Raw genomic sequence first — 24,750 nt, 5'->3', positions numbered from 1 at the left:
TGCCCGGCCGCCGGCGGGGGCGTCTCAGGCCCGACGGCGCAGCAGCGTCAGGTGCATCGCGTCGGTCCCGTGGACGTGGGGCCACAGCTGTACGTCGGTGCGGTCCGCGAGCGGGATGTCGTCCCCCGCGACCTGGCGCACCGCGGCGGCCGCGTCGAGGACCTCGACGTCGTCGCGCCCGGCCAGGACGTCCTTGACCACGAGCTGGGTCTCCGCGAGGTGCGGGGAGCACGTGACGTACCCGACGACGCCGCCCGGGCGCACGGCGTCCAGGGCCGAGCCGAGGAGCTCGCGCTGCAGCGTCGTGAGGGTCGCGATGTCCCCGGGGGTGCGGCGCCAGCGCGACTCGGGGCGGCGGCGCAGCGCGCCCAGGCCCGTGCAGGGGGCGTCGACGAGCACGCGGTCGTACGCGCCGGGCTCTTCGACCCCCACCTGGCGCCCGTCACCGACCTGCACCCGCTCGACCGCGTCGGCGGGCACGGCCGCGAGCGCCTGCTCGACCAGGCGGGCCCGGTGGGGGGCGACCTCGTTCGCGACGATGCGTGCGCCCTGCTCGCCCGCGAGGGAGGCCAGGAGAGCGGCCTTGCCGCCCGGGCCCGCGCACAGGTCGAGCCAGCGCTCGTCGGGGTTCGCTGCGCCGCCGGACCGGTCGCTCGCCGCGGCGTCGCTCGTCGCGGGGAGCGTGGGCGTGCCCGCGAACGCGAGCGTCACGAGCTGGGAGCCCTCGTCCTGGACCCCGGCGGCGCCGTACCGGACCGCGGGGATGGCGGCGGGGTCCGAGCCCGACAGGACCAGGGCCGTGGGCGTCCAGCGCCCGGGGGTGGTCGTGGCGTCCCCGCGCACGTCGTGCGCGACCTCCCCCGCGAGGCGCTCGCGGCTGACCAGGCCCGGGCGGGCGACGAGCGTGACGCGCGGCGCGGTGTTGTCGGCCTCGAGGAGCTCGGCCAGGTCGTCGGCGGAGCGTCCCGTCCCGACGAGGGCCTCGCGCATCGCCCGGGCGATCCACACCGGGTGGGACTGGGTGGTCGCGAGGCGCGTGACGTCGTCGGGCGCGTCGAGCGTGATGGCCTCGAGCCACTCCTCGAGGGTCGAGCGGGAGATCTTGCGCAGGACCGCGTTGACGAACTGTGCGCTGCCGGCCCCGGCGCGCGCCCGGGCCAGGCCCACGGTCTCCGAGACGGCCGCGTGCTGGGCCACCCGCATGCCCAGGAGCTGGTGGGCGCCGAGGCGCAGCAGGTCGAGCACGTTCGGGTCGACCTGGTCGAGGGGGCGGTCCACGCACTGGGCGATGATCGCGTCGTAGCGCCCGCGCAGGCGCAGGGTGCCGTAGGCGAGCTCGGTCGCGAACGCGGCGTCGCGCCCGCGGATGCCGCGCGCGCGCAGCAGCGGGGGCAGGACCAGGTTGGCGTACGCGTCGGAGGTCGCGACCTCCTGCAGGACGTCGAACGCGACGTTGCGCGCCGGGTCGGCACCCTTGGCGCGCTGCGAGGGCGCCGCCTCCGAGCGCTGGCCGGCCCCGCGGGCGCGGGCAGCGCCGCGCTCGCGGCCGTGCGCGTCGCGACGGTCGAGGCTGCCGGAGCCGCCGCGACCGCCCTGTCCGCGTTCGTGCCCGGGGGTACCGCCGGTGCGTGCCTCGCCGCTCATGCCTGGTCCTTCGTCTCGTCAGGGGTGCCCAGGACGACGCGCTCGCCCAGGCGGGCGCCGCGGGCCCAGTCGGTCGCGGCCATGTGCTTCTTGCCCACGGGGGCCACCTCGCCGAGCGCGACGGCGTGCGTGCCGGTGCCCACCAGGACCTCGCGCTTTCCGGCCCGCAGCTCGCCGGGCGCCAGGTCGTCCACGTCGGGGCGCGGCGTCACGGGGCCCAGGCCCAGGCGGGCGCCGTCGGGCAGCGTGGTCCAGGCGCCGGGGGCGGGCGTGCAGCCGCGCACCTGGCGGTCGATCGCGAGCGCGGGGTGCGCCCAGCGCACGCGGGCGTCCTCGGGGGTCAGCTTCGCGGCCGTGCTGATTCCCTCGGCGGGCTGCACGACCGGGGACACGATGCCGTCCTCGATCGCGTCGAGCGTCGCCACGAGCAGGCCGGCGCCCGAGGTCGCGAGCCGGCCCAGGAGGTCGCCCGAGGTGTCGCGGGGGCGGATGGTCTCGGTCGCGGTGCCCAGCACGGGCCCCGAGTCCAGGCCCTCCTCGATGAGGAACGTCGTGGCTCCCGTGACCTCGTCGCCCGCGATGATCGCGCGCTGCACCGGGGCCGCGCCGCGCCAGGCGGGCAGGACCGAGAAGTGCAGGTTGACCCAGCCGAAGCGGGGCACGTCGAGGACCTCGCGGCGCAGGATCTCCCCGTACGCCACGACGGGCGCGCAGTCGATCTCCAGGGCCGCGAGACGGGCCACGAACTCCTCCCCGCGGGGACGGTCGGTGATGACCGGGATCCCGGCCTCCTCCGCGCGCACGCGCACCGGGCTGGGCGTCAGCCTGCGGCCGCGACCCGAGGGCGCGTCGGCGCGGGTGAGGACGGCGACCACCTCGTGCCGGGAGTCGATCAGGGCATCGAGGGCCGGGACGGCCACGTCCGGGGTTCCGGCGAAGAGCACACGCATGGGGCGAGTCTAGGCGGTGCGCCCCTCCCGGCCCGCGCCGGGATCCGCCCCGGGCGGTCCCCGGTGGGTGGGTGCCGGCCCCCCGCTCAGGCCTCGCGCACGCCGACGCCGAGGTCGCGCAGGGTCGCGCGCAGGCCCGCGGCGTCCTCGAAGTGCAAGGTCCGGAAGCCCAGCGCCCGGGCGGCCGTGACGTTCGCCACGGAGTCGTCGACGAACAGGGTGCGCGCGGGGTCCAGGGCGAAGCGCTCGGTCGCGGCCTCGAAGAGGCGCGGGTCCGGCTTGACGAGCCCCACGCGCCCCGAGACCAGGACGTCCTCCATGAGGCCGATCGCGGGCGCCGCGGGCTCGGCCTCGTGGAACATCTCCGCGGACCAGTTCGTCAGGCCGTACAGGCGTACCCCGAGTGTGCGCAGCTCGCGCACGATCTCCTGCGTCCCGGGAACCGGTCCCACGAGGCTCGCCGCGAAGTTCTCGGTGTACACGTCCAGCATGCTCACGTGCTCGGGGTGGTGCTCGGCGAGCGCGCGGCGCGCGTCGGCCCAGGACCGGCCCGCGTCCTGACGCGCGTTGAACGTGGGGAAGTCGACGGCGTCGAAGAACGCCTCGACGTCGGCCCTGGCCATGCGCCCGGCGTAGGCGGCGTAGGGGTCCCAGGTCACCAGGACGTTGCCGAAGTCGAACAGGACCGTGTCGATCCGGGTCCGGGCCGAGCTCTCGGACGGGGTCTCGCGCGGGACGGTGCTCACAACATCTCCTTGGGGTCGAGCTGGACGCGTACGCTCCCACCCTCGCGCTTCGCGGAGCGGACCGCCAGGGAGGCCGAGAGCTCGCGCGCGAGCCGGCGTCCCTCGCGCAGCGGGACGCGCACGATCGTGCGCACGGGAGGCTGCAGCGAGGGGTCTCGCCCGGCCCCGCCCCGTGCGGGGCGTCCCACGGCCTCGGGGACCTCGACGGGCCCCAGGGTCGTCGAGGGGTCCGCGAGGCCCACCCGGGCCACGACGGCGTCCACGGCCTGCCGGTCGCCCGTGATCGCCGCGACCCGCACCGCGGGCGGCAGGTCGAGCTCTCGACGCTCCGCGAGCTCGCGGTCCGCGAACCCGGCCGGGTCCCAGCGCACCAGGGCGTTGGTGGGTCCGGGGGCCGCGTCGCCCACGAGCAGCACCTGCCCGCCCTCGCGGGCAGAGCGCACCAGGCCCGCTGCCGCGAGCCAGCGGTGCAGGGCGTCCTGGGCGACCGCGAGCCCCACGTGCGCGGTGCTCAGGGCCGCGTCGAGCAGGAGGGCGGCGGCGTAGCCGCCCTCCGCGACGGGCTCGGCGCCCGGTGTCGCGACGATCACGGCAGGGCGCGGCCCGACGGCGGAGAGCACCCCGCCCGGCGCGCTCGCCCCCGAGACGCGCACCGTGACGCCCGGGAAGGCCCGCCCCAGCTCCTCGGCCGTGCGGCCCGACCCGACGCGCACCGAGCGCAGCCCCGTCCAGTGGCACTCGTCGCACGACCACGCCCCGGCCAGTGCCCCGCACCACGCGCACTGCGGTGGTGCGCCCGGACCGGGCAGCATGAGGGGACCGTGGCACGTGCCGCAGTGCGCGGCCGTCCGGCAGCGTGCGCACGCCACGACGGGCATGTACCCGGCCCGCGGGACCTGCACCAGGACGGGCCCGGTGCCCAGGGCGTCCCGCACGGCCCGCCACGCCGCGCTCGGCAGGCGGGCGGCGGCCCCGGCGCCCTCGGCCGCGAGCTCGACCGACGTCAGCGCCCGCACCCGAGGGGCACGCGCGCGCAGCACGTCGCGGGGGGCCGCGACCTCCCGGGCCCACCCCGACTCGAGGAGCGCCTGGGCCTGCACCGTGCGGCTGACCGAGCCGAGCAGGAACGCGGCCCCCTCCTGCTCGCTGCGCAGGGCCAGGACCTCCCGGGCGTGCGGGTAGGGCGAGCGCGGCTCGGCGAGGGTCTCCTCGCCGTCGTTCCAGCAGGCGACCAGGCCCAGGTCCTGGACGGGCGCGAACGCCGCCGCGCGCGTCCCGACGACGATGCGCACCTCGCCCCGCAGCGCCGCCAGGAAGCTGCGGTACCGGGGCGAGGGGCCCTCGTCGGCCGTCAGGCGCACGAACTGCCCCGCGCGGCGCGCGGTGTGCGGGGCGTAGCCCGCGAGCTCGAGGGCGAGGGACATCTGGTCGACGTCGCGCGCGTCGGGCAGCACCACGAGCGCGCCACGCCCGCCCGTGACCGCGGCACGCACGGCCTCGGCGAGCGCCAGGGCCCAGTGCTGGACGCCCTGCGCGGGGTCCTCGTCGCTCGTGCCGTGCCCACCCGCGGCCCGGGCGACCTGGACGGGCACGCCGTCGGCCACGCGGCCCGGCAGGGCCGTCCAGACCGCACGCGGCGCCGACCCGCCGACCAGGTGGTTCAGGAATGCCGCGCCGCCGCGGTAGGGAGCCCACTCGGAGGGGCGTGAGGGCGCGGCCTCCTGGGCGCCGGGGGCGCTCGCGCGCCCCTCGTCGTCGGTGCTCGGGTCCGCCGGTGCGCCCACGGCGATCGCCCCGCTGCCCGACGGCGCCGCCTCGGCGCGCGCGTGGCGCGGCGGGATCGCGAGGCGCAGCACGTCCGAGAGCGTGCCCGCGTAGTGGTCGGCGACCGTGCGGCACAGCTGCGCGACCTGCGGGGTGAGCACCCGCTCGGGCGAGACGAGGCGCTTGAGAGGGACGAGCCGCCCGTCGTGGTCGCTGTCCTCGGCCCGCGCCAGGACGAACCCGTCGACCTCCTGCGGTCCGAACCGCGCCTTGACCCGGACGCCGGGCTGCGCGCCGTCGGCCATCGAGGCCGGGACCAGGTAGTCGAACGTCTGGTCCAGGTGGTGCGGTACGAGGTCCAGGACGACGCGCGCGACCGGCAGGGCGCTCGCGATCTCGAGCGCGCCCACCGGCCGGGCGGGCCTGCCGCCCGTGCGGCTGCCACCCGGCGCCTCGGGCGCGGGGAGCAGCGTGAGCTGCTCCCCCGCGTCCTGGGGCACGGCGTCCTGGCTGGTCATGGCCCTATCTCAGCACGCGCCACCCACGCCGGGCGAACCCGTGCGACGTGGCTCAGACCGCGGCCTGGAGAGCCGCCACGCGATCCGTGCGCTCCCAGGTGAAGTCGGGCAGCTCGCGCCCGAAGTGCCCGTATGCCGCGGTCTGCGCGTAGATGGGCCGCAGCAGGTCGAGGTCGGCGATGATCGCCGCGGGGCGCAGGTCGAAGACCTCGTCGATCGCGGCACGGATGCGCTCGACCGGGACGGTCTCCGTGCCGAACGTCTCGACGTACAGGCCCACGGGGTGCGCCTTGCCGATCGCGTATGCGACCTGCACCTCGCAGCGGCGCGCGAGGCCCGCCGCGACGACGTTCTTGGCGACCCAGCGCGTGGCGTAGGCGGCCGAGCGGTCGACCTTCGACGGGTCCTTGCCCGAGAACGCGCCGCCACCGTGACGGGCCATGCCGCCGTACGTGTCGACGATGATCTTGCGGCCCGTGAGCCCCGCGTCGCCCTGGGGCCCACCGATGACGAACTTGCCGGTCGGGTTCACGAGCAGGCGGAAGTCCGCGACGTCCAGGTCGAGGTCCTCGACGACCGGGGCCACGACGAGCTCGGCGACCTGGGCGCGCAGCGTCTCCTGCAGGACGTCCTCGTCGTGCTGCGTCGACAGGACCACGGTGTCGAGGCGGACCGCGCGGTCGCCGTCGTACCCGATCGTGACCTGCGTCTTGCCGTCGGGACGCAGGCCCGGCAGCGACCCGTCCTTGCGGACCACGGCCAGGCGCTCGGCGAGGCGGTGCGCGAGGAAGATCGGCAGCGGCAGGAGCGTGGGGGTCTCGTCGCTCGCGTACCCGAACATGAGGCCCTGGTCGCCGGCGCCCTGGGCGTCGAGCGGGTCCAGGTCGGACGTGTCGTCGCGCTGCTCCAGGCTCTTGTCGACGCCTTGGGCGATGTCCGGGGACTGCTGGCCGATCGAGACCGAGACGCCGCACGAGTCGCCGTCGAAGCCGATCGCGGAGGACGTGTAGCCGATCCCCCGGACGACCTCACGGATGATCTGCGGGATCTCGACGTACGCGTTGGTCGTGACCTCTCCCGCGACGTGGACCAGGCCCGTCGTGACCATGGTCTCGACCGCGACGCGGGACGTGGGGTCCTGCTCCAGGAGGGCGTCGAGGATCGCGTCGGAGATCTGGTCACAGACCTTGTCCGGGTGGCCTTCCGTCACGGACTCGGACGTGAACAGGCGCAGGTCGTCAGAACTCATGTGGTCCAGCGTACTGTCCCGCCAGGTGATACCCGACATCCGACCACTGAGACGTGGACGGGATCTCAGTCCGTGGGCGACGAGATCGGGGGCGAGGCCTTGAGGACCGTGTCCCACACCGCGTCCGCGACCTCGCGCTTGGTGCCCTGGGCCTGGGCGACCGTCTCGCCGTGGGCGTCGACGATCAGGACCTCGTTGGTGTCCGTCCCGAAGCCCTTGCCGTGCCCCACGGGGTTGATCACCAGGAGGTCGGCGCCCTTGCGGCGGGCCTTGGCACGGCCGTGGTGCCAGACGTCGCCCGTGTCGTCGCCCGTCTCGGCCGCGAACCCGACGACGACCTGACCCGGGCGCAGGCGCTCGCGCGCGAGCTCCGCCAGGATGTCGGGATTCTCGACCAGCTCGATCGGGGCGGGCCCCTGACCGGGGACCTTCTTGATCTTCGAGGCCGGCGTGCGGGCCGGACGGAAGTCCGCGACCGCGGCCGTCATGACCACCACGTCGGCGTCCGGCGCCAAGAGACGCATCGACTCGCGCAGCTCGGCGGTGGAGCCGACCCGCACGACGTCGGCGATCCCGTCGAGCGGCTCGGTCAGGTTCGCCCCGACGAGCGTCACGTCGGCGCCCCGGTCCTGGGCGGCGCAGGCCAGGGCGATGCCCTGACGCCCGCTGGACAGGTTCCCGATGAAGCGCACCGGGTCGATGGGTTCGCGCGTGCCGCCGGCCGAGACGACCACGCGCAGTCCGGCGAGGTCCTGGGCCACCACGGGCGCGGCGGCCCGTGCGGCGACCTCCAGGGCGACCCGTGCGATGTCCTCGGGCTCGGGCAACCGGCCCGGGCCCGTGTCCTTGCCCGTCAGCCGTCCGCTGGCAGGCTCGATCACGTGCACCCCGCGCGAGCGCAGGGTCGCGACGTTGGCCACGGTCGCCGGGTGCTGCCACATCTCGGTGTGCATGGCCGGGGCCATCACGACCGGGCACGACACGGTCAGCAGGGTCGAGGTGAGCAGGTCGTCCGCGCGGCCCGCGGCCGCCCGGGCGAGGAGGTCCGCCGTGGCGGGGGCGACGACCACCAGGTCCGCGCCCTGGCCGAGCGCGACGTGCGCGACCTGCGGGACGTCGTCGAACACCTCGGTGCTGACCTTCTCGCCCGACAGGGCCTCGAACGTCGGCGCCCCCACGAAACGCAGGGCGGACGCGGTGGGGACGACCCGCACCTGGTGCCCCTGCTCACGCAGGAGCCGCAGCAGGAGGACGGCCTTGTAGGCCGCCACTCCCCCGGAGACCCCGAGAAGGATCCTCATCGGTACGAGCCCTCCCTCTGTGCCGTGCACGCCGCGCCCACCCGGACCGCGGAGCCGCCCGCAGGCGGCCCGGCGGTCAGGAGGCGGGTGCCTCGACGGTCTCGATCGTGAGCAGGCCCTCGTTGATCTCGCGCATCGCGATCGACAGCGGCTTCTCCTGGTTGCGGGTCTCGACGAGCGGGCCCACGTTCTCCAGCAGGCCCTCGTTGAGCTGCGAGTAGTACGCGTTGATCTGACGCGCGCGCTTGGCGGCGTAGATCACGAGCGCGTACTTGGAGTCGGCGCGCTCCAGCAGGTCGTCGATCGGCGGGTCGGTGATGCCCTCGGGGGCGGCGATGGTTCCAGACACAGTCTCACTCCGTGAGTCAGGGGGGCCTGCGGCGGCTCAGACGGTCGCCCGCAGGATGGTTCAAAGAGGTTGCGCGCGCTCATGACGCACACGCCTGACGACCAGTCTACTGGGCAGGCACAAATCGTCGTGGTGCCCACGCCCGGGGCGCGGCACCTCGACGGTCATGCGACGGGCGTCAGACCCATCGCCTCGACGAGCGCGTCGGTCGCCCGGTGCACCTCGTCGTTGACGATCACGACGTCGAACTCGGGCTCGGCCGCCAGCTCGACGCGGGCCGTGGCGAGGCGACGCTCGCGCTCCTCGGGTCCCTCCGTCCCGCGCCCGACGAGCCGACGCTCGAGCTCCTCCCAGCTCGGCGGGGCGAGGAACACGAACCGGGCCTCGGGCATGGACGCGCGCACCTGGCGTGCGCCCTGCAGGTCGATCTCGAGCAGGGCCGGGACCCCCGCCGCGAGCTTCTCCTCGACCGGCCGGCGAGGGGTCCCGTACCTGTTGCGTCCGTGCACCACGGCCCACTCCAGCATCTCGCCCGCCTCGACCAGCCGGTCGAACTCCTCGGCGCTGATGAAGTGGTAATGGACGCCGTCCACCTCGCCGGGACGAGCGGCACGGGTCGTCGCGGACACGGACAGCCACACCTGCGGGTACCGCGCGCGGATGTCCGCCGACACGGTCCCCTTCCCGACGGCGGTGGGCCCCGCCAGGACGGTCAGGCGGGCAGGGGTCGGTGATGCGGCAGGCGCCGGGGCGGCCTGCTCGGCGGGTGAAGCGGAAATGTCAGCCAAACCTCTCGATGAGCGCCGCGGACTGGTGGGGTCCCAGCCCGCGGACACGACGTGTCTCGGCGATCCCGATCTCCTCCATGATCGCCCGGGCCTTCACCTTACCCACGCCGGGCAGCGACTCCAGCAGCGCGACGACGCGCAGCTTGCCGATCACGTCGTCCGTGCGTCCCTGCTCGATCACCTCGGCGAGGGAGCCCTGGGAGTGCTTCAACCGGTTCTTGACCTCGGCCCGCACCCGACGGGCCTCGGCCGCCTTCTCGAGTGCCGCCGCGCGCTGCTCGGGGGTCAGGGATGGTAGTGCCACGCAAGTCACCTACTTGTCCTCAGACGGATGGGCCCACACGTGCACCGGGGCCGCCGACCGGATCTGATGCCCCCGGTGGCGACCTCGACACCCTCGAAACTAGCCACACCTGGCAGGTCAGGCAACGTTCACACGCCCTGAGCAGCGAACTTCCTCGCGATCTTCGCCCTGGTCGCAGGCCCGGCGCCGCACGCGTCGAGGTAGCCGTCGATGCTCCCGAACTCCGTCTCGGCGAGCGTCCAGGCGCCCTGGAGATACTCCGGCTCGACGCCCAGGAGGGGGGTCAGGGCGTCCTTGTCGAGGCCGGGGATCGGGGGGATCACGGCTGAGAGCCCCTCGACGGCCGCGCCGCTCGCGAGGTACTCGGCGAGCCGGTCCTCCTCGCTCACACCGCACACGTGCTGGACGAGCGCGACGATCCAACCGGTCCGGTCCTTGCCCGCCGAGCAGTGCACGACGACGGTGCCGTCGGCCTCGGCGACGTCCTCGAGGGCCTCCCCGACCGTCCGGCGGATGGTCGGGTCCGTGACGAACGTCGCATAGACGCCGTGCATCATGGCCCGTGCGAGCGCCTGCGGGTCCTCGGCGCCGAGGAGGCGTCCGATCATCGCGGCCGTGTCCGCGGAGCGCTCCTCGGTCGCGACGTCCTCGGCGTCGGGCACGCGCTGGTCGGCGGCCGACCCGTCGCCCGCGCCCAGCGCATGCCCGACGCCGACGCCCGGGTCCATCCGCCGCGGCACCACGCGCGTGGTCGCCGGGACGACGTCCTGCCCGTCGCGCTCGACCTCGTCCTCGCCGCGCAGGTCGAGGTCGAGCGTCACGCCCAGTGCCGCGAGCGCCGAGACGCCCTCGGGAGTCAGCCGCGACAGGCTCGCGGTCCGCACGAGCACGCCCGTGCGCAGCGGTGCGGTCGCGCCGGCCGGGACGGCACGGCCGCCCACGTCGCGCGCGTTCCAGGTGCCGGGGATGTCGAGGGTGTCAGGGGTCTGCCGGTCCGAGGCGGCGAGGGAGGAGGTCATGGGACGAGTCTGTCAGGCCGGCGCGCCGACGGCCCCCTGTCGGCCCCGTGCGGGTCGCCGTCTCCGGGGGATTCACCCCGGACGCCCGTGGGGCGCCCACCGGGTCGGTGGACGCCCCACGGGCGTCGCGCGTGCAGTCGGCGAGGTCGGTCAGGCGCGGAGCGCGTCGGCCGCCTCTCGTGAGGCTGTGCGTGCAGCCGTGAGCAGCGCCCCGGCGTCCGGTCCCGCGGCGAGGACGCCGCGCGACGAGGACGCGAGCACCTGACGACGAGCGTCGCCGAACACCGCGGCGAGCTCGGCCGCGCCCGCGCCCTGCGCACCGACACCAGGCGCCAGGAGCGGGCCGTTGACGGCAGGCAGGTCCACCCCGGTGTTGCGGGCCGCGTCACCGATGGTCGCGCCGACGACCAGACCGATCGAGCCGAGCGGCTCGATCCCCTCGTTGAGCGCAGCGGCCTCGGCGGCGATGCGTGCGGCGACCGACCGGACGTCGACCCCCGCGCCCGTGCGGGCGTGCTGGACCTGAGCCCCCTCCGGGTTGGACGTGAGGCACAGCACGAACAACCCGCGCCCCGTCTCGAGCGCGGCCTCCACGGCAGGGGTCAGGGACCCGAAGCCCAGGTACGGGGACACCGTCAGGGCGTCGCCCGCGAGCGGCGAACCGTCCCGCAGGTAGGCGTCGGCGTACCCGGCCATGGTCGAGCCGATGTCCCCGCGCTTGGCGTCGACGATCGTCAGCGTCCCGGAGGCGCCCGCCGCCGCGGCGGCCGCGAGCACCTCCTCGAGGGCCGCGACGCCGCGCGAGCCGTGCCGCTCGAACAGGGCCGACTGCGGCTTGAGCGCCGCGACCTGCCCGCCCACGGCGTCCACGACCCGCAGGCCGAACTCCCGGAGCCCCGTGGCGTCGTCGGGCAGGCCCCAGGCCGCGAGCAGGCCCGGGTGAGGGTCGATGCCCACGCACAGCGGACCGTGCGCGTCCATGGCCTCGGCGAGCCGCTCCCCGAAGGGGCGGCGCGCCGCGCTCGCAGCGCTCACGCGTTCGCCTCGGCCTTGCGCGCGGCCGTGGCGGCCGTGTGCTCCTGCAGGCTCCACACGTCGAACGGGCCCGCGAGGACCGCCTCGATGCCCTGGACCGCGGCCGCGAGCTGCTGGGTCGTCGTGACGATCGGCTTGTCCGCCGCGGTCGTGGCCGCACGGATCTCGTAGCCGTCAGCGCGCGCGCCCTGGCCCGACGGCGTGTTGATGACCATGTCGACCTTGCCCTCGGTGATGAGGTCGACGATCGTGGGCTCGCCGTCGGCGCCGCGGCCCGCGGAGAACTTGCGCACGATCGTCGCCGGGATGCCGTTGCGGCGCAGCACACCCGCGGTGCCCTGGGTCGCGAGGATCTCGAAGCCCATCTCCGTCAGTCGCTTGATCGGGAAGACGATCGAGCGCTTGTCGCGGTCCGCGACCGAGACGAAGACCGAGCCCGAGGTCGGCAGGCCGCCGAACGCCGCGGCCTGCGACTTCGCGAACGCGCGCGGGAAGTCGCGGTCGAAGCCCATGACCTCACCCGTCGAGCGCATCTCCGGGCCGAGCACGGTGTCGACCACGACGCCGTCGGTCGTGCGGAATCGCTTGAACGGCAGCACGGCCTCCTTGACGGCGATCGGCGAGTCGAGGTCGAGGTGCCCGCCGTCGCCCTCGGCCGGCAGGACGCCGCTCCGGCGCAGGTCGGCGATGGACTCGCCGACCATGACGCGCGCCGCGGCCTTGGCCAGCGAGACCCCCGTCGCCTTGGAGACGAACGGCACGGTGCGCGAAGCGCGCGGGTTCGCCTCCAGGACGTACAGGACGTCCGAGACGAGCGCGTACTGCACGTTGAGCAGGCCGCGCACGCCCACGCCCTTCGCGATGGCCTCGGTCGAGCGGCGGATGCGCTCGATCTCGGCCTCGCTCAGCGACACGGGGGGCAGCACGCATGCCGAGTCGCCCGAGTGGATGCCGGCCTCCTCGATGTGCTCCATGACGCCGCCCAGGTACAGCTCGGTGCCGTCGTAGAGCGCGTCGACGTCGATCTCCATGGCGTCGTCGAGGAAGCGGTCGATGAGCAGCGGCGCGGGCAGCGAGCCCGTCGTCGTGCGGTCGTCCGTCGCGGCGGCGTGCAGCGCGCGCTCGACGTAGCCCGTGAGCTGCTCGGCCGAGTACACGATCTCCATGCCGCGCCCGCCCAGCACGTAGGACGGGCGGACCAGCACGGGGTAGCCGATGCCCTCGGCGACCTCACGGGCCTGCGCGAGAGACGTGGCCGTGCCGAACGCCGGCGCGGGCAGGCCCGCCTCGGCGAGCACGCGGCCGAAGACCCCACGGTCCTCCGCGGCGTCGATCGCCTCGGGCGAGGTGCCCAGGATCGGCAGGCCCGCGTCCGCCAGACGCTGCGCGAGCCCCAGCGGCGTCTGGCCGCCGAGCTGCACGATGACGCCCGCGACCGGGCCCGCGGCGAGCTCGGCCTGGTACACCTCGAGCACGTCCTCGAACGTCAGCGGCTCGAAGTACAGGCGGTCCGAGGTGTCGTAGTCGGTCGAGACCGTCTCCGGGTTGCAGTTGACCATCACGGTCTCGTACTCGCCCTTGAGGGCGAGCGTCGCGTGCACGCACGAGTAGTCGAACTCGATGCCCTGCCCGATGCGGTTCGGGCCCGAGCCCAGGATCAGGACGGCCGGGCGCTCGCGCGGGGAGACCTCGGTCTCGAGGTCGTACGTCGAGTAGTGGTACGGGGTCTTCGCCTCGAACTCGGCCGCGCACGTGTCGACCGTCTTGTAGACGGGGCGGACGTCCAGCGCGTAGCGGACCTCACGGACCGTCGACTCCCCCGCCGCGCCCATGCCGCGCAGCTTCGCGACCTGCGCGTCGGACAGGCCGTGACGCTTGGCCTGGACCAGCACGTCGCGCGTCAGGGCGTCCGCCTGGGCGACCTCGGCCGCGACCTCGTTGACGAGCTGGATCTGGTCGAGGTACCACGGGTCGATCTTGGTGGCCTCGAAGACCTGCTCGATGCTCGCCCCGGCGCGCAGCGCCTGCTGGGTCGCGATCAGGCGCCCCTCCGTGGGACGGGCGATCTCCACCAGCAGCGCGTCGAGCTCCTCGCCCGAGACCGGCTCGCCGTCCCAGTGGAACACCGCGCCGCCCTTGTCGATCGAGCGCAGCGCCTTGCCGAGCGCCTCGGTGAAGTTGCGGCCCATCGCCATGGCCTCGCCCACCGACTTCATGGTCGTCGTGAGCGTGTCGTCCGCGGCGGGGAACTTCTCGAACGCGAACCGCGGCACCTTGACCACGACGTAGTCGAGCGTCGGCTCGAACGACGCGGGCGTCGAGCCCGTGATGTCGTTGGGGATCTCGTCGAGCGTGTAGCCGATGGCGAGCTTCGCGGCGATCTTCGCGATCGGGAAGCCCGTGGCCTTCGACGCGAGCGCCGACGAGCGTGACACGCGCGGGTTCATCTCGATGACGATGACGCGCCCGGTCTCGGGGTGCACCGCGTACTGGATGTTGCAGCCGCCCGTGTCGACGCCCACCTCGCGGATGACCGCGATGCCGATGTCGCGCAGCTTCTGGAACTCACGGTCCGTGAGCGTCAGTGCGGGGGCCACCGTGATCGAGTCGCCCGTGTGGACGCCGACCGGGTCGACGTTCTCGATCGAGCAGATCACGACGACGTTGTCCGCCGTGTCGCGCATGAGCTCGAGCTCGTACTCCTTCCACCCGAGGATCGACTCCTCCAGGAGGACCTCGGTCGTGGGCGAGTAGTGCAGGCCCTGGCCGACGATGCGGCGCAGGTCCCGCTCGTCGTACGCGATGCCGCTGCCGAGGCCACCCATCGTGAAGGACGGGCGCACGACCATGGGGTACCCCAGGGAGTCGGCGGCCGCGACGGCCTCCTCGATCGTGTGGATGATCTCCGAGCGGGCCGACTCGCCGCCGCACTTCTCGACGACGTCCTTGAACTGCTGGCGGTCCTCGCCCTTCTCGATCGCGGCGATGTTCGCCCCGATGAGCTCGACGCCGTACTTCTCGAGCACGCCGGCCTCGTCGAGCGCGATCGCCGCGTTGAGCGCCGTCTGCCCGCCCAGGGTCGCGAGGACCGCGTCCGGGCGCTCCTTGGCGATGATGGTCGTCAGGACCTCGGTCGTCAGCGGCTCGACGTACGTCGCGTCCGCGAACTCCGGGTCCGTCATGATCGTGGCCGGGTTCGAGTTCACCAGGACGACCCGCAGGCCCTCCTCCTTGAGCGCCCGGATGGCCTGGGTGCCCGAGTAGTCGAACTCGCAGGCCTGGCCGATGACGATCGGGCCGGACCCGATGACCAGGACGCTGTTGATGTCAGTTCTGCGAGGCACTGGTCAGTTCTCCTTTGCGGACGTCGACGGCGTGGCGGCCGAGAGGCCGGCGGCAGAAGCCGCGCCGGACGTCATGAGGTCGAGGAAGCGGTCGAAGAGGTAGGCGGCGTCGTGCGGGCCGGCGGCTGCCTCCGGGTGGTACTGGACCGAGAACGCGGGGATGTCGAGGCACTCGAGCCCCTCCACCACGTCGTCGTTGAGCCCGACGTGCGAGACGACGACACGGCCGTAGCGGCCGCCGTCGTGCGGCGCGGTCGCCTGCTCCCCGATGGGGGCGTCGACCGCGAAGCCGTGGTTCTGGGACGTGATCTCGACCTTGCGCGTCGCGAGGTCCATCACGGGCTGGTTGATGCCGCGGTGGCCGTACGCGAGCTTGTAGGTGCCGAAGCCCAGCGCGCGGCCAAGGATCTGGTTCCCGAAGCAGATGCCGAAGTACGGCAGGCGGCGGTCGAGGACCTCGCGCAGCAGCGTGACCTCGTGCGTCGCGGCGCTCGGGTCTCCCGGGCCGTTCGAGAAGAACACGCCGTCGGGCTCGAGGGCCAGGACGTCCTCGATCGTCGACGCCGAAGGCACGACGTGCACGCGGATCCCGCGCTCCGACAGGCGCTGCGGCGTCATCGACTTGATGCCGAGGTCCACCGCCACCACCGTCTTGAGCGGCTCCTTGCCGGCGAACTCCCCCGAGGGCTCGACCACGTAGGCCGTGGGGGTGCTGACCTCGCGGGCCAGGTCCGCCCCAGCCATCGCGGGGGCCGAGCGGACGAGCTCGACGAGCTCCTCGGTCGGGCGCCGGTAGCCGTCGCGCACGAGCGCGTCGCCCGAGAAGACACCGGCACGCATCACGCCCCGGTCGCGCAGGTGACGGGTCAGCGCACGCGTGTCGACGTCGCTGATCCCGACGACGCCCTGCTCGACGAGCTCGTCGGTCAGGGAGCCGGCCGAGCGCCAGTTCGACGGGCGGCGCGCGGGGTCGCGCACCACGAAGCCGCTGACCCAGATCTTGCGCGACTCGGGGTCGTCGTCGTTGACCCCGGTGTTGCCGATGTGGGGTGCCGTCATGACGACGATCTGCCGGTGGTAGGACGGGTCGGTCAGCGTCTCCTGGTAGCCGGTCATGCCGGTGTTGAAGACGATCTCGCCGAACGTCGTGCCGCGGGCCCCGTAGGCGCGACCGGTCAGGGTCGTCCCGTCCTCGAGGACCAGGACCGCGGTCCGGTCGGTGTCCAGGGCGTCCGTGCTGGGGGTCGAGATGCTCACTGCTGCGGCTCCTTCGAGTCGTCGTTCGGTGCGCTGTCGGCGGCGGGAAGAAGCTCGCGGACTGCGTTCAGGAGGGTGGCACGGTCCGGGGCGAGCTGGGTCCGGAGTCCAGTATCCAAGCGGGTGGCCAGGGCGTCCCCGACCGCGGGCACCGTCCACGTCAGCACGACCAGGCCGTCCTTGCCGACGTACTTGCCCGCCATGCCCGGGGCCAGCGTCACGGCCTCGAGGGCTCTCGCGGCCAGGAACAGGTCCGGGGCGCCCTGTCGGGTGATGAGGACCCCGCCGCGGTGCACGGTCACGGTCGCGTTCGACCGGAAGCCGAGGCGGTGGGCACCGACGCGGGCGAGCCAGTCCCCCGCGAGCGTGCTGGACACGTAGACCGCGGTGAGCGGCCCGGCGACGACCTCGCCGAGGTCGCCGTCCGGGACGGCGGGCGGGGCCGGGACTGTCTGGGCCGTGCGGGTCGTCAGGCGCTTGAGACCCACGAAGACGACGGCGAGCAGGACCAGGCCGATGACGACCCAGATGCCGACCGCGACGGGCAGGGGGAGGTTCACGAGCGGACCCCCGCGACCTGCTCGACGGGCGCGCCCTCCAGGACGGTCGCACGACCGCGCAGGAACGTCGCGACGACCCGGCCAGGGAGCTCGTGGCCGTGGAAGGGCGTGTTGGTGCTGGCCGTGGCCTGCGAACGCCCGTCGACCACGCGGCGGGCCGCCGGGTCCACGAGGACCACGTTGGCGGGCTCGCCCACCTCGAGGGGGCGACCCTGCGCCGTCGGGCCCTCGTCGATGCGGCCGATGCGCGCGGGCGCCGCCGACAGGACGCGTGCCACGTCGGCCCAGGTCATGCGGCCCGAGTCGACCATGGTCTGCTGCACGACGCTCAGCGCCGTCTCCAGGCCGGTCATCCCGAACGCGGCCGCAGCCCACTCGCAGTCCTTGTCCTCGCGCGTGTGCGGCGCGTGGTCGGTCGCGACGATGTCGATCGTGCCGTCCGCCAGGCCCTGGCGCACGGCCTCGACGTCCGCCGCGGTGCGCAGCGGCGGGTTGACCTTGAACGTCGGGTCGTAGTCGCGCGCGAGTTCGTCGGTCAGGACGAGGTGGTGCGGCGTGACCTCCGCCGTGACGTCGATCCCTCGGCCCTTGGCCCAGCGGATGATCTCGACCGAGCCGGCCGTGGACAGGTGGCACACGTGCAGGCGCGAGCCCACGTGCTCGGCGAGCAGCACGTCACGCGCGATGATCGCCTCCTCGGCGACCGCGGGCCAGCCCGCGAGGCCGAGCTCGGCCGAGACGACGCCCTCGTTCATCTGGGCACCCTCGGTGAGGCGCGGCTCCTGCGCGTGCTGGGCCACGACGCCGTCGAACGCCTTGACGTACTCCAGGGCGCGGCGCATGAGGATGGGGTCCCACACGCACTTGCCGTCGTCGGAGAAGACGCGCACGCGCGCGGCCGAGTCCGCCATCGCGCCGATCTCGGCGAGCTGGTGGCCCTCGAGGCCGACGCTGACCGCGCCGACCGGGTGGACGTCGACCCAGCCCGCGTCGCGCCCGATGCGCCACACCTGCTCGACGACGCCCGCGGTGTCCGCGACCGGGGTCGTGTTGGCCATGGCGTGCACGGCCGTGAAGCCGCCCACGGCCGCGGCGCGCGTGCCCGAGACGATGGTCTCGGCGTCCTCGCGGCCCGGCTCGCGCAGGTGCGTGTGCAGGTCGACGAGGCCGGGCAGGGCGACCAGGCCGGTCGCGTCGACGGCCGTCTCGTCGTCCGCGACAGGGCTGTGCGCCGCGCGGACCTCGGTGATGACGCCGCCCGCGAGGACGAGGTCCACCGGGTCGGCGCCCAGCGGGGCCGCGCCCTGCAGGACGTAGGTGGGGTTCGTGGTCTGCTCGCTCATTCGAGTCCAGCCCTTTCCTTCGATGCGTCGCCCGCGAGGAGCAGGTAGAGGACGGCCATGCGGACCGCCACGCCGTTGGCGACCTGCTCGACGATCACCGCGCGCGGTGAGTCGGCGGCCTCGGCGGAGATCTCCAGGCCGCGGTTCATGGGGCCGGGGTGCATGACGATCGTGTGGTCCGGCAGGAGCGCCAGGCGGCGCCCGTCGAGGCCGTAGTTGCGCGTGTACTCGAGCGGGTTGGGGAAGAACGCTCCCCCGCCGGCGCCCGAGCCGCTCATGCGCTCGCGCTGGACGCGGAGCATCATCACGGCGTCGGGGGCGGTCTCGGCGAGGACCTCGTCGAGGTGGTACGACACGTCGCACGGCCACGTCTCGACGCCCACGGGCACGAGCGTGGGCGGCGCCACCAGGGTGACCTGCGCGCCGAGCGTGTGCAGCAGGTGGACGTTGGAGCGCGCCACGCGCGAGTGCAGCACGTCGCCCACGACCGCGATCCTGAGGCCCGCGAGGTCCTGACCGGTCGGGTCGCCGACGATCGACGCACCCGCGGCGCCGCGCCCCACGAGGTGACGACGCATCGTGAAGGCGTCGAGCAGCGCCTGCGTCGGGTGCTGGTGCATCCCGTCGCCCGCGTTGACGACGGCCGCCTCGACCCAGCCCGCGTGCGCGAGCGTGTGCGGCGCGCCCGAGGCCTGGTGGCGGATCACGACCGCGTCGGCGCCCATGGCCTGGAGGGTGAGGGCCGTGTCCTTGAGGGACTCGCCCTTGGAGACGCTCGAGCCCTTGGCCGAGAAGTTGATGACGTCGGCCGACAGGCGCTTGGCCGCGGTCTCGAACGAGATGCGGGTGCGCGTCGAGTCCTCGAAGAACAGGTTGACGACCGTGCGACCGCGCAGCGTCGGGAGCTTCTTGATCTCCCGCGACTGCGTGGCGGCCATCTGGGCAGCCGTGTCGAGGATGCGGATGGCGTCTGCGCGCGCGAGGTCCGCGGTGGACAGCAGGTGCTTCATCGGGTGCCCTCGCTGGAGGTGGAGGTGGGCCGCTGGCTGATGAGGACGGCGTCGGTGACGGGTTCGCCGGTCGCGTCGTCGGGTCTGCCGTCGGTCTCGACGAGGCGCACGCTCACGCGCTCGGACAGGGACGTGGGCAGGTTCTTGCCCACGTAGTCGGGGCGGATCGGCAGCTCGCGGTGGCCGCGGTCGACCAGCGCGGCGAGCTGGACCGCGCGGGGGCGGCCGATGTCGCTGATCGCGTCGAGCGCGGCCCGGATGGTGCGACCGGAGAACAGCACGTCGTCGACCAGGACGACGACCTTGCCGTCGATCCCGGACGCGGGCAGGCGCGTGGCGCCGATGGTCCGCACGGGGTGCCGGTGGAGGTCGTCGCGGTACATCGTGACGTCGAGCTCGCCGACGACGTCCGCGGGCACCAGGCCGGGCTCGATCGTCGCGAGGCGCTCGGCGAGGCGCTCGGCCAGGGGGACGCCGCGCGTCGGGATGCCCAGGAGGACCACGTCGTGCGCGCCCTTGTTGCGCTCGACGACCTCGTGGGCGATGCGGGTCAGTGCCCGCGCGATCTCGGCTTCGCCGAGAACGGTGGTCACGCCGTCCGAGGGGTCCTCGGGGGTGACGGTCGGTTCGGAAGATGGCACAGCAGGCCCAGAACTCATTCTGGTGACCTCCTTCCCCGCCTCACTGGACGGGTGTTAAAGGAAATCTGACGCCTTCACCCTACCCCTCGCCCGGACCGGGGCCGCGTGCTTCTCACGGGCTGGGCGGGCGTCGTTGATCACACCGGGGCCGCGGGCGCGCGGCGCCTCGTGGGCCAGGTGCCGACGGGTGCCGACAGGGCCTTCCACGGGGCCGCACGCACGTGTGCCGGCCCCGCCACGAGGGCGGGACCGGCACACTGGCACGTGGCGTCGCCTGGGCGCGGGCGCTGGGCCGCGCGCCGGGGAGAACGCACGACGGCGTCCGGGCCTCAGGCCAGGATCGTCGGCTTCATCTCCTCGATGCGGGCCAGCAGGCCGTTGACGAAGCTGGGCGAGTCGTCCGTGGACAGCTCGCGGGCCAGGTCGACGGCCTCGTCGATCGCGACGGCGTCGGGGACGTCGTCGTTGTAGAGGATCTCCCAGCTGCCGACGCGCAGGAGCGCGCGGTCGACCGCGGGCATGCGGTCGAGCGTCCACCCGTGCGAGTAGGTCTCGAGCAGCTCGTCGATCCGCTCGCGGTGCGCCAGGACGCCCTCGACGAGGTCCACGCTGTACTGCGGCAGGGGCGTCTGGGTGCCCGAGTCGACCACCCGGTCGGCGAGGAGGGTCTGCGGGTCCAGCTGGCGCTGCTCGGCCTCGAAGAGGACGTCGAGCGCGCGCTTGCGTGCCTTGGTTCGTGCACCCACGTCAGTCGTTCACGCGCCCCAGGTAGGAGCCGTCGCGGGTGTCGACCTTGACCTTGGTGCCCTGCTCGAGGAAGAGCGGGACCTGGATCTGAGCGCCGGTCTCGAGGGTCGCGGGCTTGGTGCCACCGGTCGAGCGGTCGCCCTGCAGGCCCGGCTCGGTGTAGGTGATCTCCAGGACGACCGACGGGGGGAGCTCGATGTAGAGCGGGACGCCCTCGTTGGTCGCGACGAGCGCGTTCTGGCTCTCGAGCATGTAGTTGGCGGCGTCGCCGACGGTCGCGGCCGGGACCGTGATCTGGTCGTACGTCGAGGTGTCCATGAAGACGAAGTCGTCGCCGTCCTTGTACAGGTACTGCATGTCGCGCTTGTCGACGTTCGCGGTCTCGATCTTGAGGCCGGCGTTGAAGGTCTTGTCGACGGTCTTGCCGGACAGGACGTTCTTCATCTTGGTGCGAACGAAGGCGCCACCCTTGCCGGGCTTGACGTGCTGGAACTCGATGATGGTCCACAGCTGGCCGTCGAGCTTGAGCACGGTGCCGTTCTTGATGTCGTTGGTCGTCGCCACGTTCGGTCTTCCTGTCGCGTTGTCATGGTGCTGCCGTCGGGGTGCCTCACCGCGTGATCCGCGTGCGAGCCACTGATGCGCACACGTTCGGGTGCGCGCCCTGGCGGTAGCCGACCTTCCCTGGCGGGCTCCCCGGGGCTTCGCTGGGCGCACGTCGGCGCTGCGAGTTCTCAGGGGCCGCGAAAGGCCCGGTCCAGTCTACCGGAGGACTCCAAGGATCGCTGCGCCCAGCAGTCCGGTGGCCGCGGCCCAGATCGACGAGGCGAGCGTACCGATCAGGAAGCGCTCTGCGCCGACCGGGTGCTCGCGCAGCTCGGGGTAGCGCCCGAGGCCCTTGATGGCGACCACGACGGCGATCCCGGCGGGGTACCCGGCGAGCAGGCAGCCTGCGATCGCGAGGCGCTCGAGGATCCCGATCCAGGTCCCGCCGCGCAGCGTCTGGACGGCTTCGGTGCCCACGGGCCCGCCAGGGTCCGACGGCGTCGCGCCGGTCGCCGGGTCGGGGGCCGAGGGCACGGGGGCCGGGACGGGCGGCCCTGCCGGGGGCGGCGGCACGGGAGCACTCGCCGCCGTGCGCGGGCCTGCGGCCGGGACGACGCGGCCGGGAGGCGGGGGGACGGGCCCGGGGTCGCGGGCGGGTGGGACCTCTCCCTCCGCCTCGGACCGGCGGGCGGCGGCGCGCAGGACCCACGGCGTCACGAGCATGCCGCCCAGCACGCTCAGCACGAGCGTCGCCAGCACGACCCCTGCGACGGCCAACCCTGTGGTGAAGCTCATGCGTCTGCCTCCTGGAGGAGCCTCGTCACGACCGGCCGGACGGCCGCTTCCTCGGACCACAGGCTCGCGCGCAGCCGTTGGCTCACGGCCTGCTCGCTGATCCCGAGGTCTCGGGCCACATCCTTCTGGGTACCACCCACGCGCGCCAGCGCGTCCACGACCTCCCACCCCGCGGGAGTGCGACGGGCGCCCACGGCGAGCAGGAGCCGCAGGAGCGCCTCGACCTCCCCCGCCGCTGCCGGATCCGGCCCCTCGACCGCCAGCGGGACGTGGGTGCCGCGGGTCTTGGCCCGCTCGACCGCGGCCCGGGCGTGCACGAACGCCGCCCCGGACGCCTCGCGCGAGGCCGCGGGCAGGCGCCCGTCCGGACCGGGCAGCACGTCGCCGAGGCCGAGGCCCGTGCTCCACCCTCCCCACCTGCCCAGGGCGAGGACGATCTCCACGACGAGCGCGGCGTCGTCGAGCACGGCCTGGACCTCGTCGCCGACGGTGCGGTCGAAGCCGATGACGACGCCGTCCCGCGCGTCGAAGGGCGCGAGCGCGGCCAGCACCTCCGGCACGAGGTCTCCTCGGCGGGTGCTGGCCCTCTGGTCCACGGTCAGGACGAACATCCCTCCACGGTAGACGCTTGATCTCGACCTCACAAGGTCTGAGGCTTGATTCTGAGACATCAAGCCCACAGGCTTGGGAAAGACGAATCTAGGCCGACAGCCTCGACACGATCGCGAGCACCGCCAGGCGGTACGAGTCGAACCCGAACCCGGCCACCGTCCCCGTCGCCACCCCACCGATGACCGAGTTGTGCCGGAACTCCTCGCGCGCGGCCGGATTGCTCAGGTGCACCTCGACCAGCAGCAGGCCCGCCTTGGTCACCTGCGCCGCTGCGTCGCGCAGCGCGTACGAGTAGTGCGTGAACGCCGCCGGGTTGAGCACCACGTGCGCGCCGTCGTCGACCGCGCCGTGCAGCCACCCGACCAGCTCCGACTCGTCGTCCGTCTGACGCACCTGCACCTCCAGGCCGTTCTCCGCCCCCCACCGCTCCCCCGCCGCGACCAGGTCGGCGTACGACGCCGCCCCGTAGACGTCGGGCTCGCGGACGCCCAGGCGACCGAGGTTGGGACCGTTGAGGATGAGGACACGAGTCATGCGCAGAGCCTAGCGGGGCCCGGGGCGCCCCCGCGGTGAGCGTCCGCGCGCAAGAACCCGCCGAGTGTGCAGCTCGGGCTGTCGACCGCCGGCCGCGACAGCCCGAACTGCACACTCGGCGAACAGACGTCGCCCCGGCATGGCGACCGAGGCCGCAGCGCCGACGTTCCGCAGCGCGACCGTCGCCACGTGTTCACCGTCACGCCCGCCGGACGGTCTACGATGCGCGCGTGCCAGATCACACGAACGTGACCCCCGCCACACCCGACGGCGACGCCCCCAGCGCCCCCCACACGCGCGGCGACGCCCCCACGCCGCCCCCCGCCGTCGGAAGGCGCCAGGTCCTCGCCTGGTCCCTGTGGGACTGGGGGTCGGCCGCGTTCAACGCCGTCGTCACGACCTTCGTCTTCACGCGCTGGATCACGAGCGACGCGTTCGTCGAGGCCGGCGCGGCCGACCCCCAGGCCGTCATGGCCGACCACACCGCGTGGCTCGGCTGGGGGCTCACCATCGCCGGAGCCCTCATCGCCCTGCTCGCGCCCGCGCTCGGGGCGCTCGCGGACGCCTCGGGTCGGCGCAAGGTCTGGCTCGGGGTCAACACCGCGGCGACCGTCGCGGCCATGGTCGCGATGTTCTTCGTGCAGCCGACCCCCGGGTCGCTGTCCGACGCCGTGATCCTGGGCGTCGTGCTGCTCTCGGCGGGCAACGTCTTCTTCGAGCTGGCATCGGTCGCGTACAACGCGCTGCTGCTCGACATCTCCACGCCGCGCACGATCGGGCGGATCAGCGGCATCGGGTGGGGCGCCGGGTACGTCGGCGGGATCGTGCTGCTGCTCGTGCTGTTCGTCGGCTTCATCAACCCCGAGGTCGGCTGGTTCGGGATCACGGGCGCCGACGGCATGGACATCCGGGTCAGCGTCCTGCTGTCCGCCGTGTGGTTCGCGGTGTTCGCGATCCCCGTGCTCCTCGCGGTCCCCGAGTCGCCGCGCCGCGGGGGGTCGGCCCCGATCGGTGTCGTGGGCGCATACCGCAAGCTCGGCCGCGACCTGGTGCACCTGTGGCGCACACGTCGCTCGACGCTCGGCTACCTCGTCGCGAGCGCCGTCTACCGCGACGGCCTGGCGGGCGTCTTCACGTTCGGCGCCGTGATCGCTTCGGGCACGTTCGGCTTCAGCGCGAGCGAGGTCATCGTGTTCGCGATCGCGGCGAACGTCGTCGCGGGGCTGTCCACGATCGCGGCCGGGTGGCTCGACGACAGGATCGGCCCGCGCCGGGTCATCCTCGGCTCGCTCGTGGGCCTCGTGATCTCCGGTACCGCGGTCTTCGTCCAGCACGACGGCGGCGCGAGCGTCTTCTGGCTGTGGGGCCTGCTGCTGTGCGCGTTCGTCGGCCCGGCACAGTCCGCGAGCCGCGGGCTCCTCGGACGGATCAGCGACGAGGGCCGCGAGGCCGAGGCGTTCGGCCTGTACGCGACCACGGGACGCGCGGCGAGCTTCCTGGCCCCCATGGCGTTCGCGACCATGGTCGCAGTGTCCGGCCAGCAGTACTGGGGCATCCTGGGGATCGTCGCCGTGATCCTCGTGGGCCTCGTGCTCATGCTCTTCGTGCGCTTCCCCGCCGGGGACGGCGTGGACGGCGGCAAGGACCTCGCGGCAGCGCCCGCGGGGGCGGCAGGGTCGAGCACGGAGGTCTGA

At 73.8% G+C, this 24,750-nt stretch carries 23 protein-coding genes; 1 reads left to right on the top strand and 22 read right to left on the bottom strand.

What is annotated here, in order from left to right; genetic code table 11:
• Window positions 1-24 precede the first annotated feature (24 nt).
• The 22 genes from WFH32_RS10165 to WFH32_RS10060 form a co-directional block, all read right to left on the bottom strand.
• On the bottom strand, window positions 25-1,644 hold the full coding sequence (locus WFH32_RS10165; RefSeq protein ID WP_336707264.1) for an RsmB/NOP family class I SAM-dependent RNA methyltransferase: 1,620 nt from the start codon (window positions 1,642-1,644) through the stop codon (window positions 25-27).
• A complete protein-coding gene (fmt, locus tag WFH32_RS10160) occupies window positions 1,641-2,594 on the bottom strand; it encodes a methionyl-tRNA formyltransferase (protein ID WP_336707263.1) in 954 nt (317 codons plus the stop codon). The genes WFH32_RS10165 and fmt overlap by 4 nt, the downstream gene beginning before the upstream one ends.
• An 86-nt stretch (window positions 2,595-2,680) precedes the next feature.
• Complete coding sequence (locus tag WFH32_RS10155; protein ID WP_336707262.1) at window positions 2,681-3,340, bottom strand: HAD family hydrolase; 660 nt, start codon at window positions 3,338-3,340, stop codon at window positions 2,681-2,683.
• On the bottom strand, window positions 3,337-5,622 hold the full coding sequence (locus tag WFH32_RS10150) for a primosomal protein N' (protein WP_336707260.1): 2,286 nt from the start codon (window positions 5,620-5,622) through the stop codon (window positions 3,337-3,339). The genes WFH32_RS10155 and WFH32_RS10150 overlap by 4 nt, the downstream gene beginning before the upstream one ends.
• A gap of 52 nt (window positions 5,623-5,674) precedes the next feature.
• A complete protein-coding gene (metK, locus tag WFH32_RS10145; protein WP_191798328.1) occupies window positions 5,675-6,871 on the bottom strand; it encodes a methionine adenosyltransferase in 1,197 nt (398 codons plus the stop codon).
• Window positions 6,872-6,936: 65 nt separating this feature from the next.
• Window positions 6,937-8,172 carry a bifunctional phosphopantothenoylcysteine decarboxylase/phosphopantothenate--cysteine ligase CoaBC gene (coaBC, locus tag WFH32_RS10140; protein ID WP_336707259.1) on the bottom strand — a complete coding sequence of 412 codons (1,236 nt, stop codon included), beginning with the start codon at window positions 8,170-8,172 and terminating at the stop codon, window positions 6,937-6,939.
• A 76-nt stretch (window positions 8,173-8,248) separates the two neighbouring features.
• Window positions 8,249-8,521, bottom strand: a complete 273-nt coding sequence (gene rpoZ / locus WFH32_RS10135) for a DNA-directed RNA polymerase subunit omega (protein WP_030151367.1) — start codon at window positions 8,519-8,521, stop codon at window positions 8,249-8,251.
• Window positions 8,522-8,685: 164 nt separating this feature from the next.
• Window positions 8,686-9,300: a guanylate kinase gene (gene gmk / locus WFH32_RS10130; protein WP_191798333.1), complete on the bottom strand. Its 615-nt coding sequence runs from the start codon at window positions 9,298-9,300 to the stop codon at window positions 8,686-8,688.
• Between the two features lies 1 nt (window position 9,301).
• Window positions 9,302-9,613 (bottom strand): integration host factor, actinobacterial type, encoded by a 312-nt coding sequence (gene mihF, locus WFH32_RS10125; protein ID WP_030151369.1) that lies wholly within the window; start codon window positions 9,611-9,613, stop codon window positions 9,302-9,304.
• 128 nt (window positions 9,614-9,741) lie between these two features.
• The gene (locus WFH32_RS10120) at window positions 9,742-10,632 is read right to left on the bottom strand and encodes a tyrosine-protein phosphatase (protein WP_336707257.1); all 891 of its coding nucleotides are present in this window, start codon (window positions 10,630-10,632) and stop codon (window positions 9,742-9,744) included.
• Between the two features lie 150 nt (window positions 10,633-10,782).
• Window positions 10,783-11,667: an orotidine-5'-phosphate decarboxylase gene (gene pyrF / locus WFH32_RS10115; RefSeq protein ID WP_318244093.1), complete on the bottom strand. Its 885-nt coding sequence runs from the start codon at window positions 11,665-11,667 to the stop codon at window positions 10,783-10,785.
• A complete protein-coding gene (carB, locus tag WFH32_RS10110; RefSeq protein ID WP_191796160.1) occupies window positions 11,664-15,011 on the bottom strand; it encodes a carbamoyl-phosphate synthase large subunit in 3,348 nt (1,115 codons plus the stop codon). Before carB ends, pyrF begins: the two co-directional genes overlap by 4 nt.
• Before the next feature lie 3 nt (window positions 15,012-15,014).
• Window positions 15,015-16,268, bottom strand: a complete 1,254-nt coding sequence (gene carA / locus WFH32_RS10105) for a glutamine-hydrolyzing carbamoyl-phosphate synthase small subunit (RefSeq protein ID WP_138824395.1) — start codon at window positions 16,266-16,268, stop codon at window positions 15,015-15,017.
• Window positions 16,265-16,828 (bottom strand): PH-like domain-containing protein, encoded by a 564-nt coding sequence (locus WFH32_RS10100; protein WP_336707255.1) that lies wholly within the window; start codon window positions 16,826-16,828, stop codon window positions 16,265-16,267. Before WFH32_RS10100 ends, carA begins: the two co-directional genes overlap by 4 nt.
• The gene (locus WFH32_RS10095; RefSeq protein WP_191796161.1) at window positions 16,825-18,171 is read right to left on the bottom strand and encodes a dihydroorotase; all 1,347 of its coding nucleotides are present in this window, start codon (window positions 18,169-18,171) and stop codon (window positions 16,825-16,827) included. Before WFH32_RS10095 ends, WFH32_RS10100 begins: the two co-directional genes overlap by 4 nt.
• Entirely contained in the window at window positions 18,168-19,181 is a 1,014-nt protein-coding gene (locus WFH32_RS10090) for an aspartate carbamoyltransferase catalytic subunit (RefSeq protein ID WP_030151376.1), read from the bottom strand. The genes WFH32_RS10095 and WFH32_RS10090 overlap by 4 nt, the downstream gene beginning before the upstream one ends.
• Window positions 19,178-19,840, bottom strand: coding sequence for a bifunctional pyr operon transcriptional regulator/uracil phosphoribosyltransferase PyrR (gene pyrR, locus WFH32_RS10085; protein ID WP_336707253.1), 663 nt, complete (start codon window positions 19,838-19,840; stop codon window positions 19,178-19,180). Before pyrR ends, WFH32_RS10090 begins: the two co-directional genes overlap by 4 nt.
• Window positions 19,841-20,151: 311 nt before the next feature.
• Complete coding sequence (nusB, locus tag WFH32_RS10080) at window positions 20,152-20,568, bottom strand: transcription antitermination factor NusB (RefSeq protein ID WP_336707251.1); 417 nt, start codon at window positions 20,566-20,568, stop codon at window positions 20,152-20,154.
• A 1-nt stretch (window position 20,569) separates the two neighbouring features.
• Window positions 20,570-21,133, bottom strand: a complete 564-nt coding sequence (gene efp / locus WFH32_RS10075; RefSeq protein ID WP_138824390.1) for an elongation factor P — start codon at window positions 21,131-21,133, stop codon at window positions 20,570-20,572.
• Window positions 21,134-21,331: 198 nt separating this feature from the next.
• On the bottom strand, window positions 21,332-21,910 hold the full coding sequence (locus WFH32_RS10070) for a hypothetical protein (RefSeq protein ID WP_336707248.1): 579 nt from the start codon (window positions 21,908-21,910) through the stop codon (window positions 21,332-21,334).
• On the bottom strand, window positions 21,907-22,521 hold the full coding sequence (locus WFH32_RS10065; RefSeq protein ID WP_191797153.1) for a hypothetical protein: 615 nt from the start codon (window positions 22,519-22,521) through the stop codon (window positions 21,907-21,909). Before WFH32_RS10065 ends, WFH32_RS10070 begins: the two co-directional genes overlap by 4 nt.
• Window positions 22,522-22,609: 88 nt before the next feature.
• Window positions 22,610-23,056, bottom strand: a complete 447-nt coding sequence (locus tag WFH32_RS10060; protein WP_191790453.1) for a type II 3-dehydroquinate dehydratase — start codon at window positions 23,054-23,056, stop codon at window positions 22,610-22,612.
• 230 nt (window positions 23,057-23,286) lie between these two features.
• On the opposite strand from WFH32_RS10060, the gene WFH32_RS10055 reads away from it, so the two are divergent.
• On the top strand, window positions 23,287-24,750 hold the full coding sequence (locus WFH32_RS10055) for an MFS transporter (protein ID WP_318244207.1): 1,464 nt from the start codon (window positions 23,287-23,289) through the stop codon (window positions 24,748-24,750).

This window comes from Oerskovia sp. USHLN155, from assembly GCF_037145535.1.
Lineage (GTDB): Bacteria > Actinomycetota > Actinomycetes > Actinomycetales > Cellulomonadaceae > Oerskovia > Oerskovia rustica.
Note: the sequence above shows the minus strand (reverse complement) of the source record. Positions and strands in the feature narration are given on the sequence as shown.